The organism is Streptomyces sp. NPDC006739, from assembly GCF_042869815.1.
Taxonomy (GTDB): Bacteria; Actinomycetota; Actinomycetes; order Streptomycetales; family Streptomycetaceae; genus Streptomyces.
The window spans coordinates 87,986-104,175 of sequence record NZ_JBIAGM010000014.1 but is presented as its reverse complement, the minus strand read 5'-3'; the positions used below and the strand labels follow the sequence as shown (position 1 = coordinate 104,175).

At 69.3% G+C, this 16,190-nt stretch carries 20 protein-coding genes and 1 pseudogene; 12 read left to right on the top strand and 9 right to left on the bottom strand.

From position 1 onward, the window contains the following. Positions 1-13 precede the first annotated feature (13 nt). Together ACFYMM_RS26640 and ACFYMM_RS26635 are read left to right on the top strand one after the other, a co-directional pair. Complete coding sequence (locus tag ACFYMM_RS26640; RefSeq protein ID WP_388390728.1) at positions 14-1,003, top strand: sigma-70 family RNA polymerase sigma factor; 990 nt, start codon at positions 14-16, stop codon at positions 1,001-1,003. A 217-nt stretch (positions 1,004-1,220) separates the two neighbouring features. Continuing rightward, entirely contained in the window at positions 1,221-1,631 is a 411-nt protein-coding gene (locus ACFYMM_RS26635; RefSeq protein ID WP_388390726.1) for an SgcJ/EcaC family oxidoreductase, read from the top strand. Positions 1,632-2,111: 480 nt separating this feature from the next. Here ACFYMM_RS26635 and ACFYMM_RS26630 read toward each other — a convergent pair whose 3' ends face one another. Beyond that, positions 2,112-2,927: a helix-turn-helix transcriptional regulator gene (locus ACFYMM_RS26630; RefSeq protein ID WP_388390724.1), complete on the bottom strand. Its 816-nt coding sequence runs from the start codon at positions 2,925-2,927 to the stop codon at positions 2,112-2,114. Between the two features lie 72 nt (positions 2,928-2,999). Here ACFYMM_RS26630 and ACFYMM_RS26625 point away from each other — a divergent pair, with 72 nt between their 5' ends. Continuing rightward, complete coding sequence (locus ACFYMM_RS26625; protein ID WP_388390722.1) at positions 3,000-3,716, top strand: SDR family oxidoreductase; 717 nt, start codon at positions 3,000-3,002, stop codon at positions 3,714-3,716. Positions 3,717-3,973: 257 nt separating this feature from the next. Beyond that, the gene (locus ACFYMM_RS26620; protein ID WP_388390721.1) at positions 3,974-4,213 is read left to right on the top strand and encodes a hypothetical protein; all 240 of its coding nucleotides are present in this window, start codon (positions 3,974-3,976) and stop codon (positions 4,211-4,213) included. Between the two features lie 33 nt (positions 4,214-4,246). Here the strand turns inward: ACFYMM_RS26620 and ACFYMM_RS26615 are convergent, their stop codons facing one another. Beyond that, a complete protein-coding gene (locus ACFYMM_RS26615; protein ID WP_388390719.1) occupies positions 4,247-4,798 on the bottom strand; it encodes a GNAT family N-acetyltransferase in 552 nt (183 codons plus the stop codon). Between the two features lie 176 nt (positions 4,799-4,974). Here ACFYMM_RS26615 and ACFYMM_RS26610 point away from each other — a divergent pair, with 176 nt between their 5' ends. After that, entirely contained in the window at positions 4,975-5,508 is a 534-nt protein-coding gene (locus tag ACFYMM_RS26610; protein WP_388390994.1) for an AAA family ATPase, read from the top strand. Here the strand turns inward: ACFYMM_RS26610 and ACFYMM_RS26605 are convergent. Further along, positions 5,395-6,039, bottom strand: coding sequence for a GNAT family N-acetyltransferase (locus ACFYMM_RS26605; RefSeq protein WP_388390717.1), 645 nt, complete (start codon positions 6,037-6,039; stop codon positions 5,395-5,397). The genes ACFYMM_RS26610 and ACFYMM_RS26605 overlap by 114 nt on opposite strands. A gap of 261 nt (positions 6,040-6,300) precedes the next feature. Here ACFYMM_RS26605 and ACFYMM_RS26600 point away from each other — a divergent pair. Next, positions 6,301-6,558 (top strand): annotated as a pseudogene (locus ACFYMM_RS26600) (phosphotransferase); the annotation flags it as partial. A 123-nt stretch (positions 6,559-6,681) separates the two neighbouring features. Here ACFYMM_RS26600 and ACFYMM_RS26595 read toward each other — a convergent pair. Next, a complete protein-coding gene (locus ACFYMM_RS26595; RefSeq protein WP_388390716.1) occupies positions 6,682-6,987 on the bottom strand; it encodes a hypothetical protein in 306 nt (101 codons plus the stop codon). Between the two features lie 111 nt (positions 6,988-7,098). After that, positions 7,099-8,283: a glutamate--cysteine ligase gene (locus tag ACFYMM_RS26590; protein ID WP_388390714.1), complete on the bottom strand. Its 1,185-nt coding sequence runs from the start codon at positions 8,281-8,283 to the stop codon at positions 7,099-7,101. A 745-nt stretch (positions 8,284-9,028) separates the two neighbouring features. Between ACFYMM_RS26590 and ACFYMM_RS26585 the strand changes: the two genes are divergently transcribed. Continuing rightward, positions 9,029-9,949, top strand: a complete 921-nt coding sequence (locus tag ACFYMM_RS26585; RefSeq protein ID WP_388390712.1) for an undecaprenyl-diphosphate phosphatase — start codon at positions 9,029-9,031, stop codon at positions 9,947-9,949. Between the two features lie 58 nt (positions 9,950-10,007). Here ACFYMM_RS26585 and ACFYMM_RS26580 read toward each other — a convergent pair whose 3' ends face one another. Both ACFYMM_RS26580 and ACFYMM_RS26575 read right to left on the bottom strand, forming a co-directional pair. Next, positions 10,008-10,121: a helix-turn-helix transcriptional regulator gene (locus ACFYMM_RS26580; protein ID WP_388390710.1), complete on the bottom strand. Its 114-nt coding sequence runs from the start codon at positions 10,119-10,121 to the stop codon at positions 10,008-10,010. A gap of 387 nt (positions 10,122-10,508) precedes the next feature. Beyond that, positions 10,509-11,075: a TetR/AcrR family transcriptional regulator gene (locus ACFYMM_RS26575; protein ID WP_388390708.1), complete on the bottom strand. Its 567-nt coding sequence runs from the start codon at positions 11,073-11,075 to the stop codon at positions 10,509-10,511. Between the two features lie 78 nt (positions 11,076-11,153). Between ACFYMM_RS26575 and ACFYMM_RS26570 the strand changes: the two genes are divergently transcribed. Beyond that, positions 11,154-11,801, top strand: coding sequence for an NAD(P)-dependent oxidoreductase (locus ACFYMM_RS26570; RefSeq protein WP_388390706.1), 648 nt, complete (start codon positions 11,154-11,156; stop codon positions 11,799-11,801). A 237-nt stretch (positions 11,802-12,038) separates the two neighbouring features. Next, a complete protein-coding gene (locus tag ACFYMM_RS26565) occupies positions 12,039-12,950 on the top strand; it encodes an ADP-ribosylglycohydrolase family protein (RefSeq protein ID WP_388390704.1) in 912 nt (303 codons plus the stop codon). A gap of 104 nt (positions 12,951-13,054) precedes the next feature. Here the strand turns inward: ACFYMM_RS26565 and ACFYMM_RS26560 are convergent, their stop codons facing one another. Beyond that, complete coding sequence (locus ACFYMM_RS26560; protein WP_388390702.1) at positions 13,055-13,528, bottom strand: MarR family winged helix-turn-helix transcriptional regulator; 474 nt, start codon at positions 13,526-13,528, stop codon at positions 13,055-13,057. 82 nt (positions 13,529-13,610) lie between these two features. Between ACFYMM_RS26560 and ACFYMM_RS26555 the strand changes: the two genes are divergently transcribed. Genes ACFYMM_RS26555 through ACFYMM_RS26545 form a run of 3 tightly spaced genes read left to right on the top strand, consistent with a single transcriptional unit; the run spans position 13,611 to position 15,253 of the window. Beyond that, complete coding sequence (locus ACFYMM_RS26555; RefSeq protein ID WP_388390701.1) at positions 13,611-14,549, top strand: zinc-binding alcohol dehydrogenase family protein; 939 nt, start codon at positions 13,611-13,613, stop codon at positions 14,547-14,549. 24 nt (positions 14,550-14,573) lie between these two features. Beyond that, entirely contained in the window at positions 14,574-14,732 is a 159-nt protein-coding gene (locus tag ACFYMM_RS26550; RefSeq protein WP_388390699.1) for a hypothetical protein, read from the top strand. A 56-nt stretch (positions 14,733-14,788) separates the two neighbouring features. Beyond that, entirely contained in the window at positions 14,789-15,253 is a 465-nt protein-coding gene (locus ACFYMM_RS26545) for a hypothetical protein (protein WP_388390698.1), read from the top strand. Here ACFYMM_RS26545 and ACFYMM_RS26540 read toward each other — a convergent pair. After that, positions 15,192-15,779, bottom strand: coding sequence for a GNAT family N-acetyltransferase (locus tag ACFYMM_RS26540; RefSeq protein WP_388390992.1), 588 nt, complete (start codon positions 15,777-15,779; stop codon positions 15,192-15,194). The two genes, ACFYMM_RS26545 and ACFYMM_RS26540, sit on opposite strands and share 62 nt — an antisense overlap. Between the last annotated feature and the right edge of the window lie 411 nt (positions 15,780-16,190).

Sequence of the window (16,190 nt, the reverse complement as noted above, 5' to 3'; positions counted from 1 at the left end):
GAAGGGGCGGGGCGTGACGACGAAGGCAGAGGGTTTCGATCGCCTGATCGAGCCGTTCCGGACGGAGTTGCTGGCGCACTGCTACCGCATGCTCGGCTCGGCTCACGACGCAGAGGACCTGGTCCAGGACACGTACCTGAGGGCGTGGCGGGCCCGTGAGCAGTACGACGGTACTCGCAGCTCACTGCGCACCTGGCTCTACCGGATCGCGACGAACACCTGTCTGACCGCCTTGGAGGTGCGCGCCCGCCGGCCGCTGCCGTCGGGGCTGGTGGCCGAGTCCGGCCCGCTCGACCCGTTCGCCCGGGGTGAGAACGTCTCCTGGCTCCAGCCGTTGCCGGACTCGTTGCTGGAGGCGGGCGATCCGGGCAGAGCCGTGGTGGATCGCAGCAGTCTGCGCTTGGCGTTCGTCGGCGCCCTGCAGCACCTGTCGGCGCGTCAGCGTGGTGCGCTGATCCTGCGTGACGTGCTCAGCTTCTCCGCGTCAGAGGCAGCGGAAATCCTCGGCACCACCGTCGTATCGGTGAACAGTTCCCTGCAGCGGGCGCGTAGCCGTATGAAGGAAGTCGGGCTGCGGCAGGAACGTCTCAGCGAGCCGTCCGCAGGCGAGCAGCGAGCCTGGGTCGATCGCTACATGCAGGCGTTCGAGCGTGCCGACGTCGAGGGTCTCAAGCGACTCCTCACCGAGGACGTGCTGATGGAGATGCCGCCGATGCTCAACTGGTTCACCGGCCCCGACAACTACGCCCTGTTCATGGAGTGGGTCTTCGAGCATGCGGGAACGCACTGGTGTCTGAAGTCGGTCGCGGCCAACGGCGGCCAGCCCGGGTTCGCCGCCTATCGACGTGTCGGTACCGGATACGAGCTGCACACACTCCAGATCTTCACCGTCTCCGCCGAGGGCACCAGCCGTAATTCCGTATTCCAGGATCCCGACGTCTTCTCGTCCTTCGGTCTGGCGCCGAGACTCGACGCCCAGGGACTTGTCGACGTCGTCGGCTGATCCGGCGCTTTGCCGGACGCACTGACCGGGCGGTTCACCGGTCATGACGCGTTCCCCGTCCGGCCACATCCGGACCGGATCGACCGGCCGACCGCAGCCCTGTCGAGCACTTCGCAGCGACTCTCTGCCTCGGGCGCGATGAGTTCCGACCTCACCGCCGGTATGTAGTCACGACTTCGCCGGAATACCCGGCGAACCGATCACCAGGGAGAACCCGATGTCAGACAGTCGTGCGGAAGACGAGGCCGCCATCCAGGCCGTGCTGGTCGACTCCTACAAGGCGTGGGAGGCCGGCGACGCCGAGGGCATGGTCGCCAACTACACCGCGGATGCGACCGCCATCATGACGGGCTCGCTCCGCGACAGCCGTGACGTCATCCGCGAGAACATGGCCCTGGCCTTCGCGGGGCCACTCAAGGGCAGCTCGACCTACAACAAGCAGCTCAGCCTCCGCTTCGTCGGCAGGGACGCCGCGATCGTCGTCAGCGAATCCGGCATCCTGTTCACCGGCCAGGCCGAGGTCCCGGACACAGGCAAAGTGAACGCGACCTGGGTTTTCGAGAAGCGGGACGGCCGATGGCTGATAGCCGCCTATCACAACAGCCCCGTGCTGGCGCCTGTGCGGTAAGCCCTTCCCCGCGCCGGCAGTGATGGAGCGCGGTGCCGGGACGAGGAAGCACCTCTGGAGGTGCCGTCTCCCGGCGCGGGCGGCGAGTGAGTACGCATGCGCCTGTACCGCCATGCCGACGACGAAACCCCCGGCATCGGCGATCACGGAGAACGCCACCTGGTCCAGCTCTGGCGCGCGCCGGCCACAGACCCCGTGCCCCCTCCGCTCGGCGACGAGGAACTTCAGGCGCGTGCCCAGTACGCCGCAGACCGTGCGGGGGCTGGACCCGCTGGGGCCTCACCGATCCCATGCCCCGGACCTGCTCCGAGCGCGGCGCCGAGGCGATGCCGCCGCTCGCCGTCGCGAGCACCGAATGGAGCGGGGCGACGAGACCCGGATCCCCGGGGAGGAGCGGGCCGACCCCACACCCCTCCTCCCCGGCACCCCTCGGGGGAACCACTGACCCAGTGAGCAGTTTCCGGAGTCCTCCGCGACGTTTCAGGTCACCTGCCTGGCCAGCTCGTGCAGGGCCCGCATGGCAGGGGATCCGGGGTCGGCCGTGATCAGAACAACCTCCTGGTCGTCCTCTGGCACGAGCAGGACGTCACAGTTCAACCGCAGCGTGCCGGCTTCCGGGTGGTCCAGGATTTTGCTGCGGTGCCCGGGAGCGTGGACCGGACGCGTCTGCCAGATCTGCCGGAACTCCTCGCTGCCGGCGTGCAGTTCGGCCAGCAGAGCGGTGAGCTGGGGGTCGTGCGGGTAGCGGTCAGCGGCCCGGCGCAGCCGCGCCACCACGATGTGACCGAACTCCTCGGCGCTGGAACTCTCGTACGTCCGTCCCTCGCCCAGGAAGCGGCGCCGGGCCAGGTTTGTCGTCCCGCCTCCGGGGTCGCCGCCGAGCAGCATGTGGGCCAGGGGGTTCCAGGCGACGACGCCGTACGCCGCGTCAGTGACGATGGCAGCGGTCTCCGGCAGCCGCTCCAGCATCCGGGCCACATGCGGGCGTACCCGTCGCACGGCGTTGCTGCCGGGCGGCGGGTGCGATCCCGCGAGGCGGAACAGGTGGCTGCGCTCGGCCGTCGTGAGCCGCAGCGCCTGGGCCAGCGCGTCCAGGATCCGGGCCGATGGCCGCGCTCCCCGGGCCTGCTCCAGCCGCGTGTAGTAGTCGACCGACATGTGGGCGAGCTCCGCCACCTCCTCGCGGCGCAGGCCCGGCGTACGGCGGGCGGTCCCCGTCGTCGTCAGCCCGACCTCGTGCGGACGCAGGCCCGCCCGACGGTCCCGAAGGAAGCGGGCCAACTCCTGCCTCGCCATGCCACCTCCTGGCTCTTGCCTGGTACAGGCTGTCCCTGGCAGGGCACCCACCGCCAGGGGATCGTGGTCTCCATGAACGATCGCACAGCTTTGGTCACCGGTGCCAGCAAGGGCATCGGCAAGCACATCGCCCGGCTGCTCGCGGCCGAGGGCCTCACCGTGTACGTGGGCGCCCGCGACCCGGGGCGCGGACAGCGGGCTGTCGAGGAGATCGGTGCCGGAGCCCGGCTGCTGGTCCTCGACGTGACGGATCCCGACGGCATCGCACGAGCCGCGACTCAGGTGAACCGCCTGGACGTGCTGGTCAACAACGCCGGCATCTCACCGTCACTGGCCCCGCCGGCCGACACCTCCCTCGAGGCGTACCGGCGCACGTACGAGACCAACGTGTTCGGGGTGGTAGCGGTGACCAATGCCTTCCTGCCCGCCCTGCGCCGGTCCCCGCACCCGCGCATCGTCAACGTCTCCAGTGGCACCGCGTCGCTGGCCTGGAGCACAAGCCCCAACCCGCAATTCACCCCGGGAAGCGGTGGCGCCGCCGCCTACCGGTCGTCCAAAGCCGCCCTGAACGCACTCACCGTTTTCTACGCCCAGACGCTGGCCGAGGACGGCTTCAAGGTCAACGCGCTCGCCCCGGGCCTGCGGGCCACCGATCTGAACCCCCGGGCCGCCGCTGCCGGCGGCGACCCGGCCGAGGCCGCGCAGGGTGCCCTCCACCTGGCCCTGCTGCCGGACGACGGTCCCACCGGCGGTTTCTTCTCCTGGGACGGAACGCCCGTGCCCTGGTGATCGGTCATCAGTCATGGGCGGCGCCGGGGACGTGTGTCGCACACGGTCGGTGGTCCAGGCTCTGCGGATGAGGCTGCGCAGTGGGTCGATCAGCCGGCGAGCAGTCGGCCACCGTCGTCATCCTGGCCGAGCCATCAACCTCCGGAGCTGCGGTTTGTGGCTGCCCCATGACCTGCCGGATCCGACGGTGGTTGTACCCGTTTGGGCGGCAAGTCTGAAGGTCGGCATACCGCACGAGCCGCTTAGGATCCGTGCACGTGGCAGACGTCCCCGAAAATCTGATCGAGCTGGAACGCGTCGCCGAGACGGAGCGTGCCCGCCTGGCCGGCCTGTCGGGTGAGGAGTACGACGCGCAGTGGCGGCGCTGGCGTACGGCGTCGCAAGCGGTGCAGGCTGCGATCACCGCTCATGCCGAGGAGACCGGGAGTGATCGGTACGAGCTGGAGCAGGCGGTGAAGAAGGCGGTTCGGCACGCCGAGGAGGATCCGGCGGAGTAGGGGCCCGTGCCGATGCTTCGGTCGAGCACGAGCTCAAGCGGGCTGAGTGACCGAAGACCACAAGCCGAGCCACTGCTCGGCGTCGTACGCCTCGAAGCGTTCCAGCTCGACGAATCCGAGCTTCGCCGCGAGGCGCATCGAGCGGACGTTGGCGGTCTGGGTGTAGAGCACCACCGGCTCATCGGGCAGCGCGCCGGCGAACCAGCCGAGTGCCGCTGTGCACGCCTCCGCGGCGTACCCGTGCCCCCACGCCTCCGGCAGGAACAAGTAGCCGAGCTCGGTTCCCGCGGCCTCCCGACGGTGGTTGCTGCCGGGCAGCTCAGGGGCATGCGGTTTGAGCTGGATCGTGCCGATCATCGCTCCGTCGAGCTCGACCGCGAACCAGCCAGGGCGCCTACCGGGTACTTGAGGCACCGTGCGTTCGAGCTCGTCGCGCGGTCGGGGGCCGCCGAGGTAGGTGCCCACCTCTGGCGAGGCGTTCAGCTCGATGACCGTCGCGCGGTCCCGGGCCTCGAAATCGCGCAGTACGAGCCGCTCGGTCTTGATCGGGGCAGGTGGCCAGGCGAGGGGTCTCGGATCGGTCATGTCGGCCAACCTAGCCAGCAGGTTCACAGCGATCAAGACGCGCGAACCGATCAAGCCACCGGCCCGAGGCAACCGGATCGTGCGGTGCCCCGGCCTGCGCTTGTCCGGGCGTAGGTGTCGACGGTGCCCCGCAGCCCCAGGCGCTGTCACCGGTGGTCGATAACGTGACCGTCGTGATGGTGGGCACTGACGAAACCCGGCTGGTCGTGCTGCGCGGCAACAGCGCCTCAGGGAAATCCTCGGTCGCGGCCGGTCTCCGTGAGAGGTTCGGCCGCGGCCTCGCCCTGGTCAGCCAGGACAACCTCCGCCGCATCGTGCTGCGCGAGCACGACCGGCCCCGGGCGGCGAACATCGGACTGATCGACCTGACGGCCCGCTACGCCCTGAACGCCGGCTATCACGTCGTGGTCGAAGGCATCCTCCACGCCGACCACTACGGCGACATGCTCACCCGGCTGCGTGTCGACCACCGGGGCCCGACCCACGGCTACTACCTGGACGTGCCGTTCGGCGAAACCCTCGCCCGGCACGCCACCAAGCCGATCGGCGACGACGTCAACGAGGCGCAACTGCGCGACTGGTACGGGCCGCGCGATCTACTGCCCGGCGGCATCGAAACCGTCATCGGCGCCCAGAGCGCCTTGCACGAGACCATCGACCGGATCATGCTCGACACCGGCCTGGCCCACCTGCCCCCACTGGACTGCTGAGCGGGGCGCCGTTGCGCCTGTCTCTTGCGCATGACAAGCCGGCCGCACGGCGGTTCTGCCGTCCGTGGTGAGTCGTGTCAGGCCACGGAGCGGGGAAGGTCGACGGACCGGTTGTCCACCACGACTCGGTAGCCGGCGCTCGTGTAGAGGTTCATCGCCACCTCGTTGCCGCCCCACGGTGACCATCAGCGTCGAGTCGCCGGCTGCGAGCGTTGCCTGTTCGCCGACCGTCATCGCGGCCCGCCCGTAGCCTTTGCCGCGGTGCTGGTCCTCGATGTACAGCGAGTAGCCGTAGGTGACCTCCGGAAGGTACCCGTGCTTCAGCCAGCCGGTGCCGATCTGTTCGCCCGCCGCTTCGAGCACCAGGAACGTGTTGCCGGGCGTCGCCAGGCCGTTGGGGATCAGCTTCGCGAAGTCCTGGTCGGACTTGCGTACGGCCTCCTCCGGGCTCAGGGCTCCTGCCCGGACGATGTCGCCGACGTATGCCGCCTTCTTGGAGGTGAGCCACTCGGGATATTCGGCGGGTGTCATCGGTCGTGCGGTGACGCCGTCGAGTGGTTCCGGCGGGGAACTGGCGCGCCGTGCCCTGAGTTGGCCCCGGACGTCGTAACCGTTGAACAGTTCACCGGCGGGCTCGGTGAGTCGTACGTCCAGTCGGCGCGCACCGCGCTGTGCGCACCACGCCTCTGCCCAGTCACGGGCGGTCTGTTCGTGTCCCTGGCCGACGTGGAGCGCGTCGATGTGAAGGTCGCCGATGCGGCCCGCGAGCGCGCCGTTGTGGGCAGTCACGACCACGGCGACCTGCCGCCCGGGAACCCGGCCGGTGCCGTCGGTGCCCGGATCACCGGCGTCGTCGACTGGGCCGCGGCCTCGTGGGGCCCGGCGGACCTCGACGTGGCGCACTGCTCCACCAGTCTCGCGCTGCTGCACGGCCCGGCTTGGGGCCTGCGCTTCACCGAGGCGTACCAGGAGGCCGGCGGGACGCCGGCCGCGGCCGCGGCCGAGCGGCTGGATGCCTATGTCACCGCCCTGATGGACGCGCTGGGCTGAGCCAAGGCGGTCCGGGGCGCGACCTCGACTTCATCGCTTACTGCTCAACCAAGCGGGGAATCGAGCAGGCCCTGGGGAGTTTCCACAGCGCCTCCGCGTCGTGACAGAGGCAAGCGGTCTCCTTCAGGTGAAGTCGCGCTGATTGCCGTCCCGGATCATCTGACGCAGGCCTGTGCGAGCCGCTGCCAGGTCCTGCTGAAGTTCTTGGACGTGATCTGCGAGTGGCCGGAGCTGGGCCATCTCGGGTTCGAACTTCCTGCTGACTCCGGTGAGTTCATAGATTCGCTCGGTCAGGGCTCCGGTTGCTGATCCGGTCGAGCCGATGCCCGAGGTGCTACCGCATAGCGGCTCGAAGCTGACCGCGTTCGGAGCGGAGTTCTTTGATGAAGCCTCTGGCTGACCCGTCTGCATGAGCAGCGCATGCCCCATCCGACTCCTTCAGGCGCCGCGACGGTTCAGCAGCGGGAGGTGCTGAGGTTCGACTGCGAGCGGAAGCGACGGCAAGTCGTCGGACCGCTCGCGGGGCCCGTAGGGATGCATTCACCAGGGGGTTGGCGGGGTGTAGGTGGCGTCGATGACATGGTCCACGACGTCGTGGAGGCTGGAGCGGCGGCGGTAGGCGGCGCGCTGCCGGTCAGCTCCGCTTCCGTGGGTGCGCAGGCGGCCCCATTGGGTGCGTACGAGGTCGAGATCGCCGTTGCGGCGCAGCGCGGGGGAGAGGATACGCAGCATGCGTTCGGCCTGCGTGGTCTGAGGGATCAGTCGGCGGGTGATGGGGTCGAGGGCGTGCCCGGTGAGACCGTCGCGCGCTGCCCGCCAGCAGGCCGCGCGCAGCAGCTCGGGGGCGGGGCGGGGTGCCTCCTCGCCGGCGCGGACGGCGGCGAGGGCGGTGGTGACGAGGGCGCGGATGACGGCGGCGAGCAGGATGGTGTCCTCGGTGGTGAGTCCTGCGTCGGCGACGCGCACCTCGACGGTGGGCAGGTGGTGGGAGGGGCGGATGTCCCAGTAGAGGCCTCCGCGGTCCATTACGGTGCGGGTGAGGATGAGTTCTTCTACCAGGTCCTGGAAATGGGCGGGGGACTCGAAGTAGGGCGGTGGTCCGGCTACCGGCCATCGCCCCCAGTTGATGGTGCGCCAGCTGGCATAACCGGTGTCGCGGCCAGCCCAGTACGGCGAGTTCGCCGTGAGCGTGGTCAGTGTGGGCAGCCAGGGACGAAGGTGGTTGCTCACTTCGATCGCCTCACGGGGATCGGCCACGCCAACGTGCACGTGACACGCGCACGCGCTCTGCTCGTCGTCCAGCGCGCGGAAGAGGGACAGGCTCTCCGCGTACCGCGGGCCTGGCGTGAGGGGTACGGGGGTGGCCAGGCCGATGATCGGGGATCCGCTGGAGGCGATGCGAAGACCACGCCCGGCGGCCGCGCGTGACAGAGCCGCTCGGGTGGCGCGGAGTTCTTCGGCTGCCTCGGCCAGGCGGGTGTGCGGCTCGGTGCGTCCTTCGACCTGGTAGCGGGTCAGTTCAGTGCCGACGCGGTGGCCGAGTTCACCGGCAGCCGTGGTGGCCACTTGCGGGCCGTGAGGGCTGACGGCCCTGGTGATGGGATCGACGAGGAGGAACTCCTCCTCCACCCCCACCGTCAGCGGAGCGGTCACCCCCACAGGGGCGCCGGGGCCGATGGCGGGGGCGTCGTCCGGCGGTGACTGCTGCTCCGGCTGACTTGTCATGGTCTGTGCACTGTGACAGAGGACTCTGCCGGGCACGCGGTAAAAAGGTGTACTCGTCCGATTCACAACCATGCGAACGCCCACGAGTGCGCACCATGAGCATGCTGGTTGTGGAAGTGAAACCTGCCGCGCCGCCGCGAGCCACGGGGCCGCGAGTTTCAGGCCCGATCTCTCCCGGAGGCACAACTCGACCGGCCGGACGTCGGATTTCGCAGGGCACCTGGCACAGCGGGAGGGCAGCCGACGGCACGCCGACCGCCAGTTCCTCATCGGTCTTCCGGTCGCGGTACTCGCGCCGCCTGTGGGAACTTCGCGAGGGCTCGTCTCCCTGGCCGGTCAGCCGGAGGCGTCGGTCGCGCTGGCGCGACGGGGCATCTTGGCGCGGGCCGGTCTCAAGTCCTGGGGGAGCCGAAGGTTTGCTGTCTGACGATCAAGACGCGGATCTGTGGGCGGGCGGGCGGCTGCAGCAGAACGGCGCCGGTGGCCGGCGCCGTAGTACGCCGTCGGGCGCACCGGGTTGATCCCCTCCCCGACCAGGGCCGCCGAACCGGCGACAGGCACACGCGCTGGTCACAGCTGCCGAAGCCACAGTCGACCGGTGAAGGTGAACCTTGCGGGGCGCCGACATGAACACCTCGCACTCAGGACATCAAATTTTACAAGATGTAGTAGCTTTCTGGCTGGTCGGAGCCGCCGCGAGCGTTGCCCCAAACCTCACCCCTGCATTCCGAGCCGAAAGCCATCCATGTCCCTCCTGACCTACCCCGAAGCCATTGGCGTCGGCCTGCTGCAAGGCGTCACCGAGCTGTTCCCGGTCTCCAGCCTCGGGCACAGCATCCTGATACCCGCTCTACTGGGCGGACACTGGAAGCACGACTTGGACGTCTCCGCCGACGGATCCCTGTACCTCAATGAACTCGTGGGCCTCCACCTGACCACCGCACTGGCGCTGGTGGTCTTCTTCTGGCGCGACTGGGTCCGAATCATCCGCGGGCTGACGACGTCGATCACGCAACGCCGCATCCAGACCGTGGACCAGCGACTCGCCTGGCTGATCATCACTGCCTGCATTCCCGTGGGCATCGCCGGCGTCGCCCTCGACAAGGTCTTCCGTACGACACTGGGGCGGCCTGTTCCGACCGCGATCTTCCTGGCCCTCAACGGCATCGTCCTCTTCGTCACCGAACAACTGCGGCGCGGCGGCACCGGCCGGCGGCGGGCGGAGGACGCCGTCTCCGCGGACGAGGAACACCTGGCGCCGGACGAGCTGTCGGACCGTCGGATCACCCGGATGACCATGCGCCAGGCCGTGGCGATCGGCGCGGCCCAGATCCTCGCCCTCCTCCCTGGCATCAGCCGCTCCGGCTCGACCATCAGCGCGGGCATCTTCAAGGGCCTCAACCACGAGGACTCCGCCCGTTTCGCGTTCCTGCTCGCCACCCCCGTGATCGGCGGAGCGGCGCTGCTCAAGCTGCCCCCGCTCCTCGGTCCCCAGGGCAACGGCCTGCGCGGTCCGCTGCTGGCGGGCAGTGTCGCGGCCTTCGTCGCGGCCTACCTCGCCACCCGCTTCCTGGTCCGGTACTTCGAGAACCGAACCCTGATCCCGTTCGCCGTCTACTGCACGCTGGCCGGGCTCGGCAGCCTGGCCTACTTCACCATCGCCTGACTTCGCTGTGCGGCATCGCAGCGATGCTGCATGAGCGCCGGCCCCGTCGTTGCGGTGTTCAGCCTTCGGCGGCGCGGTACTCGCTGGGACTCATGCCTGTGGAGGCGCGGAAGGCGCGGGTGAAGTGGGATGGATGGCCTCGGGTACGCCCAGCGCATTTCCGATGGCGCACGATGGGGATCGTGCGCTGAGCGGGGTCGGCCGGGTCCCGTCGGCAGCGGGCGGGGCGCTGCTGCCGGACGACGTCGCGATCTGGTGGAACCGCGCGTGCTGCCGTGAGGTGGCCACGCGTAGGGTCTGCCGGTCGGCATGCCGTGCGAGGCGGCCCGCTGCGAGATCGACCGAGGTGGCGCCGAGCCGGGCGCTGTCGCCCCGGGAGAGATGGGCGTGCTCATCGGTGAGACCGCAGGACTCAGCCAGGACTCAGCCAGGACTCGGCGAGGACCCAGCGCGGGTGGTGAAGCGCTGTGAGTCGCTGCGGGCAGGATGGGCAGTCCGCCGAGTCTTGGCTTCGTTTTGAGTGGTCAGGTGGCGATCCTGTTGGTGCGGGGTTGGTCGGTCAGGGCAGCAGGGCGGGGAGCAGGCCGCGTACGAGGTCGGCGGCGGCGGATTCGGTGAAGTCGGGCCCGCCGCCGAAGTAGCGCAGGAAGGCCTGTTGGAAGCAGGCGCCCATGAGGAGTGCCGCGGCGGCCTCGGGAGTGCTGTCAGTCGAGACGCGGCCAAGGTTCTGCTCGGCCTGGAGGTAGTCGGCCAGCATGCGGACCGGGCGTTGTGGGCCGGCGCCGTAACGGGTCAGGGTTTCGCGGGCCGCCGCCATCAGTCGGGGCTGAGCCACCATGGACGCCATCATCGGGAATGCGTGGAGGTAGAACCGCAGCGCGCCGTGGGCCACCGCGACCAGGTTGGCCTCCACGGTCTCCTCGCCGGGAACGGCCCCGCCAGGGAAAGTGGGCATCCGTTCCTGCAGGACGTGCAGGAGGATCTCCTCCTTGTCGCGGAAGTGCTTGTACAGCAGCGCCTCGGAGTAACCCGCCGCACGCGCGATCTGCTTGGTCGTCGCGTGGGCGACGCCATGTTCCCGCATCACCGAGGCAGCCGCGTCCAGGATCCGCTCCCGCGCGTTCATGATTCCCCCTTGACAGGTGAGTGAGTGCTTACCCACTCTATGGGTGAGTGAATATTTACTAACCCCAGGGGGTTCTCAATGAAACTCACCGTCTTCGGCGGGACCGGCGGAACCGGCCGCCAGATCGTCCGCCAGGCCCTCGACGCGGGACACGAGGTGACCGCCGCTGTACGTGACGCGGCCAGGTTGCCCCCCGACCTGCGGGAACAAATCGCCATTGTCGAGACGAACTCGGCGGACGACACCGCCGTCAAGGCGGCCATCGCTGGACGCGACGCCGTCATCAGCGCGATCGGCACCCGCGATCTCAAGCACCCCACCCGCGTGTGCGCCGACACGGCAGGCCTCCTCACCGCTGCGATCCGGTCCAGTGGTCACCACGGACCGCGGCTCGTCCTCGCGAGCAACAGCGCGATGGCCCCAGGCCCCGGCGACGACCCGCTCACCCGCTTCTTCGTCAAGCCGGTCGTCCTGGCCCCCTTGCTCCGGCACATGATCGAAGACATGCACCAGGCGGAACAGATCGTCCGCGCCTCCGGCGTACCTTGGACGATCGTCAGGGCCGGACGGCTGACCGACCGCGAGAGCAAGGGCGGTTACCGTCGCGGAGTCGACCGCAATGTCCTCGGCGGCTTCCAGATAACCAGGGCCGACTTCGCCACGGCGATGCTGGACGCCGCCGCCGACCCCGGTTGCGCCGGACACGTCGTCTCCGTCGGCAACTGACCCCGGCGATGCCCGTGGAGCACGGTCGCGCAGGCTCCTCCTCATCACCGATGCACGATCCCGACGGCAATGAGTTCTGGTCATGCGTTCATGGCTGGAACCACGTTCCGGCCGGCCGTTCCACGCCTGGTCGGGAACCCGCCCGGCCAGCCGACGGGAATCTCCCAGCGCGGATCAGAAGCCTGTCCGCTCCAAAAACGGTGCGTGGAAGCGCCGTCGCGCTGCGAAACTGTCCCGATGATCAACGTGCCTACTGCCGTTCTGGATTCGTTGTCCGGGCTCGCCTTCGGCGACGCCTTCGGTGACCGATGGTTCGGCATCCTGCGCCGGGACGGTCCGGCAGGCCTGGAGGCGCGGACGCTGCCCCCGGAGCCGCTGTGGCGGTGGAGTGACGACACCGCCCAAGCGCTCGTTCTCGTCCGGGAACTCGCCGAGGGCGGCGGCACCGTCGACCAGGACCGCCTCGCCCTACGCTTCGCGGCGGCCTACGCCGACGACACGCACCGCGGGTACGGAGCCTCGATGCACGACGTGCTCCGCCGGATCGGCGCGGGCGAGCCCTGGCAGGAAGTGGTCGTCGGACAGTTCGGTGGCCAGGGCTCCTGGGGCAACGGCGCAGCCATGCGCGCCGCCCCGCTCGGCGCCTGGCACGCCGGCGACCTCGACGCGGTCGCAGAGCAGGCCGCCCGCCAGGGCGCCGTCTCCCATCATCACCCGGAGGCGATCACCGCAGCGGTGGCGGTCGCTCTTGCCGCGGCGCTGGCCACCCGCAGCCGGGGCGGGCACGCCCCGGCCAGGTCGGACTTCCTTCAGGCAGTCGCCGAACGACTCCCCGACAGCGACGTCCGGTCGGGAGTGCGGGTCGCGGCCCGGATGCCGGAGCGCACCTCGGTTCGGCACGCGGCGGAGGTCCTGGGCTCCGGCTACCGGATGTCGGGGCCCGACACCGTCCCGTACGCCCTGTGGTGCGCGGCGGGGCACCTCGACGATCTGCACGAGGGTTTGTGGTTCACGGTCGCTGGGCGCGGCGACATCGACACCACCTGCGCCATTGCGGGCGGGGTGATCGCCGCGCGCACGGGTGTGGCTGCCCTCCCTCCCGCCTGGCACGCAGCCTGCGAACCGCTGCCCCAGGTCGTGACGGGGTAAGAACTCCCGATCCGTGAGGAAGGCGGCTCCAGGGGGCTGGCCGGCGTCCTGCGCCATCCACACTGGCCGCGGCGCAAGGCTGCGTGCTCTATGCGTACGAGCCGCTATACGCCACCTGGACCGGTCTCGGCGCAGGGCTCTTCCTGCTGGACTATGCGCGCGAGGAGACCCATCAGCTGGGCCCGCTCGTCCGGCGTCAGGACTGCGGTCAGCTCATCGTTCGCCTCACGACCCAGTTTCTCCGTCTGGAGCAGGCGACGTTTCCCGCTCGGCGAAAGGGCGATGGCGTTCTTGCGACGGTCCCTGGCGTCCGGCGTGCGGGTCACGAGGCCGTCGTCCTGGAGGTCGTTGAGGATCGCGACCATGTCCTTGGGGTCGATGCTCAGGCTGCGGCCCAGCTCGGCCTGCGAGACGGGGCCCAGTTCGGCGACGGCCGACAGGACGGCGTGGTGCATCATCCGCATGCCCACCTGAGCGAGGGCCTCGGCGACGAGCCGGTGCCCCCGAGCCGCGGCACGGCCCAGGAGCCAGCTGGGGAGAGAGCGAATACGGGCGGGAGCGCGGGTGGTCTCGGACATGGGGCCAGACTAACCACAAAATCATTGGGATTCCCTACGACCTTTCGTTATCGTTGGGGATCCCAATGACCTGGAGGTGTGCATGCGGCGCGTTCGTTTCCATGAGTACGGCGGTCCGGAAGTGCTCCGTGTCGAAGACGCGGAGGACCCCCAGCCCGGCCCTGGGGAACTGCTGGTTCGCACGGAAGCCATCGGCGTGACCCTTCCCTCCGTGCGCAAGGTTCGCGGAGAAGGTGGCAGGACACCGCTACCAGGGGTCCTTGGAGGGGAGGTCGCCGGAACGGTGATCGCACTCGGTCCGGACGTAGTGGATTTCGAGGTCGGTGACCGCATCACGTCGCTCACTTTCCGTGGCGGCTCCTATTCCGAACTGGCAATCGCCCCCGGCTTCATGGCGAGCCGCATACCGGACGGAGCGAGCGCCGGCCAGGCCGTCGCGCTGGTGCGCAGCGGACACGTCGCCCTCGCCGCCCTCGCCACGGCCCGTCCCCTCGTGAGCGAGTCCGTCCTGATTACAGGCGCCGCGAGCGGAGTGGGGCATCTCGCGGTCCAATTGGCCAAGCTTCAGGGAATTGGACGGGTCGTCGCGGCCGTGAGTTCGCCCACCAAAGCCGAGTTCCTCCGCGGTCTGGGCGCCGACGAGATCGTGACCTATGACAGCGAGGACTGGGGGGAACCAGTCGACGTCGTCCTGGACGGAGTCGGCGGAGACCTACTCCCGCGCGCCGTCTCGGCCCTTGCACCCGGCGGGCGGCTCGTCTTCTTCAACTCGGGCGGCGGCACTGTCCCCGCCTTCGAGCTCCTGGCAGGATCGAAAACCATCACCGGGCTCACCATGGCGAGGTTTGCGAACACCCAGCGCGAACTCTACGACCAGCACCGTGACGAGCTGTGGAAGCTGACCATGTCCGGACAGTTGCAGCCGGTCGTCCACGCCCGGATCCCGCTTGCCGAGGCGGCACGCGCGCACGAGATCATCGAAGCCCGTGCCAACCTCGGCAAGGTCGTCCTGCTGCCGTGAAGCCGAGTCGCATCGGGAGGCGTGTTGCCCAGCCGGACGGAGCGCCGATCGGCTTGGGGCATCGAGGCGTATGCGGCGAACACCATCGCCAAGACCCTGGCGGAACGGGGCGCCGAGACGGCGGCCGTGGACGCGGACCTCGCCGATCCAGGTGCTGCGGAGCACGTCTTCAACGAGGTCTGAACGCCGCCTCGGTGACGTCTGCGACCGCCATGACTGGGCAGGGGGAGAATCCACCCATGGTGATGGCACGGCACTGGTACTCCTCGTCGCCCGTCGTGGACGGGGTTCCGCTCCTGTACGAGCCAGGTTTCTGGCCCGCGCACTTGGCGGACCTGATTGAGGGCTTCCCGCCGGAGGCGTTCGGTGCCGACGCGGGCGACGCGAACGCCATGCTGGACAAGCTCCACGACCCGTCGGCGTGGCCCGTGTTCACGGTGTCGGCCGGCGGCTTCACGATCGTCGTGCACTACAACAGTGGTGAGGAGTTCACGAGCACGGACTATGTCCTCACCCACCCCGACTGGAGCAGGGATCTCGCCCTGGCCGGCGACGATCAGGACCGCATCGGCCCGGGCCTGTGCCGGCCGAGCTCGCCGCCCTCCTGGAGGCACCGGCCGGCGTCGTCGGTGTCACCGACCCTCATGCCCGACTCCTTCTCCTGCTCCCGGTCCCGGGCGACGACGGCTGCCACTCCCGTCTGACCAGCCCGTACACCCACGAGTCAGAGACCTCGCCGTTGACGACACAGTCCTCCCGCAACGTGCCTTCACGCACGAAGCCGAGCTTCTCCAGCACGCGGGCAGAAGCCAGGTTGCGCGTATCGGTCTCGGCTTGAACGCGATTCAGGTCCAGTGCGTCGAATGCCCACCGCAGCAGAGCGCGCGCGGCCTCGGTCGCGTAGCCGTGGCCCCACGCTGCATCGTCGAAACAATAGCCAAGAGACGCGCTGCGGTAGTCCGGATTCCACCTGTTCAGGCTGCACCAGCCGATGAACGCCCCGTCGGAGACACGAGCTACGGCCAGCCGCGCCCCGGTGCCCTCCTGTGCCATCTGCCGGCAGTCCGTGATGAACTTCTCGGCCCGCACGCGTTCGCTCCAGGGTGGCGAGTCCCAGTAGCGCAGCACGTAGGCATTAGTGTGCAGCGCGAAGAGGTCGTTGGCATCCGCGTCTTCGAAGGCACGCAGCCGAAGGCGAGCGGTGTGCAAGGAGGGGGTGGGGAGCGGCATCCTCATGTTTCCCTTCCTCGATCGGTGGCCGACCAATCAGACATCCGATGCGGGTCAGTCGCAACGGGTTTTCTCGGTGGGCTGGCACTACGAGGTGTCCGCCCACCGGCGCGACCGAGCGCTCCCGGAGGGCGGCACCCGAGGCGAGGCCCGGCTTGGCCTTCGGTTGGGCTGAGCAGGCAGCGGGCTTGGCTATGACGAAGCACACCGTGGCGGTTCGGTGGTGTCCTCGCGGTGGCAGACCCGAACCTGACGGTCTGGCGGACATCGTGGTCGGCTCGTCGCTGGAGGACACGGACAAGCGCGACGCCGGGCCGGTGGCGGTGATCCTCGGAGCAGGCGAGGCCGAGGACGCGCAGCGACGGCGTCACCGCCAAGGGCAGCAGCATGATCACCGCCCCGTTCGTCGCC

Coding starts and splice junctions, on each gene's coding strand:
- ACFYMM_RS26635 (WP_388390726.1), top strand. CDS start 1,221: ATGTCAGACAGTCGTGCGGAAGACGAGGCCGCCATCCAGGCCGTGCTG.
- ACFYMM_RS26630 (WP_388390724.1), bottom strand. CDS start 2,927: ATGGCGAGGCAGGAGTTGGCCCGCTTCCTTCGGGACCGTCGGGCGGGC.
- ACFYMM_RS26625 (WP_388390722.1), top strand. CDS start 3,000: ATGAACGATCGCACAGCTTTGGTCACCGGTGCCAGCAAGGGCATCGGC.
- ACFYMM_RS26615 (WP_388390719.1), bottom strand. CDS start 4,798: ATGACCGATCCGAGACCCCTCGCCTGGCCACCTGCCCCGATCAAGACC.
- ACFYMM_RS26610 (WP_388390994.1), top strand. CDS start 4,975: ATGGTGGGCACTGACGAAACCCGGCTGGTCGTGCTGCGCGGCAACAGC.
- ACFYMM_RS26605 (WP_388390717.1), bottom strand. CDS start 6,039: ATGACACCCGCCGAATATCCCGAGTGGCTCACCTCCAAGAAGGCGGCA.
- ACFYMM_RS26595 (WP_388390716.1), bottom strand. CDS start 6,987: ATGGGGCATGCGCTGCTCATGCAGACGGGTCAGCCAGAGGCTTCATCA.
- ACFYMM_RS26590 (WP_388390714.1), bottom strand. CDS start 8,283: ATGACAAGTCAGCCGGAGCAGCAGTCACCGCCGGACGACGCCCCCGCC.
- ACFYMM_RS26585 (WP_388390712.1), top strand. CDS start 9,029: ATGTCCCTCCTGACCTACCCCGAAGCCATTGGCGTCGGCCTGCTGCAA.
- ACFYMM_RS26575 (WP_388390708.1), bottom strand. CDS start 11,075: ATGAACGCGCGGGAGCGGATCCTGGACGCGGCTGCCTCGGTGATGCGG.
- ACFYMM_RS26570 (WP_388390706.1), top strand. CDS start 11,154: ATGAAACTCACCGTCTTCGGCGGGACCGGCGGAACCGGCCGCCAGATC.
- ACFYMM_RS26565 (WP_388390704.1), top strand. CDS start 12,039: ATGATCAACGTGCCTACTGCCGTTCTGGATTCGTTGTCCGGGCTCGCC.
- ACFYMM_RS26560 (WP_388390702.1), bottom strand. CDS start 13,528: ATGTCCGAGACCACCCGCGCTCCCGCCCGTATTCGCTCTCTCCCCAGC.
- ACFYMM_RS26555 (WP_388390701.1), top strand. CDS start 13,611: ATGCGGCGCGTTCGTTTCCATGAGTACGGCGGTCCGGAAGTGCTCCGT.
- ACFYMM_RS26545 (WP_388390698.1), top strand. CDS start 14,789: ATGGTGATGGCACGGCACTGGTACTCCTCGTCGCCCGTCGTGGACGGG.
- ACFYMM_RS26540 (WP_388390992.1), bottom strand. CDS start 15,779: ATGCCGCTCCCCACCCCCTCCTTGCACACCGCTCGCCTTCGGCTGCGT.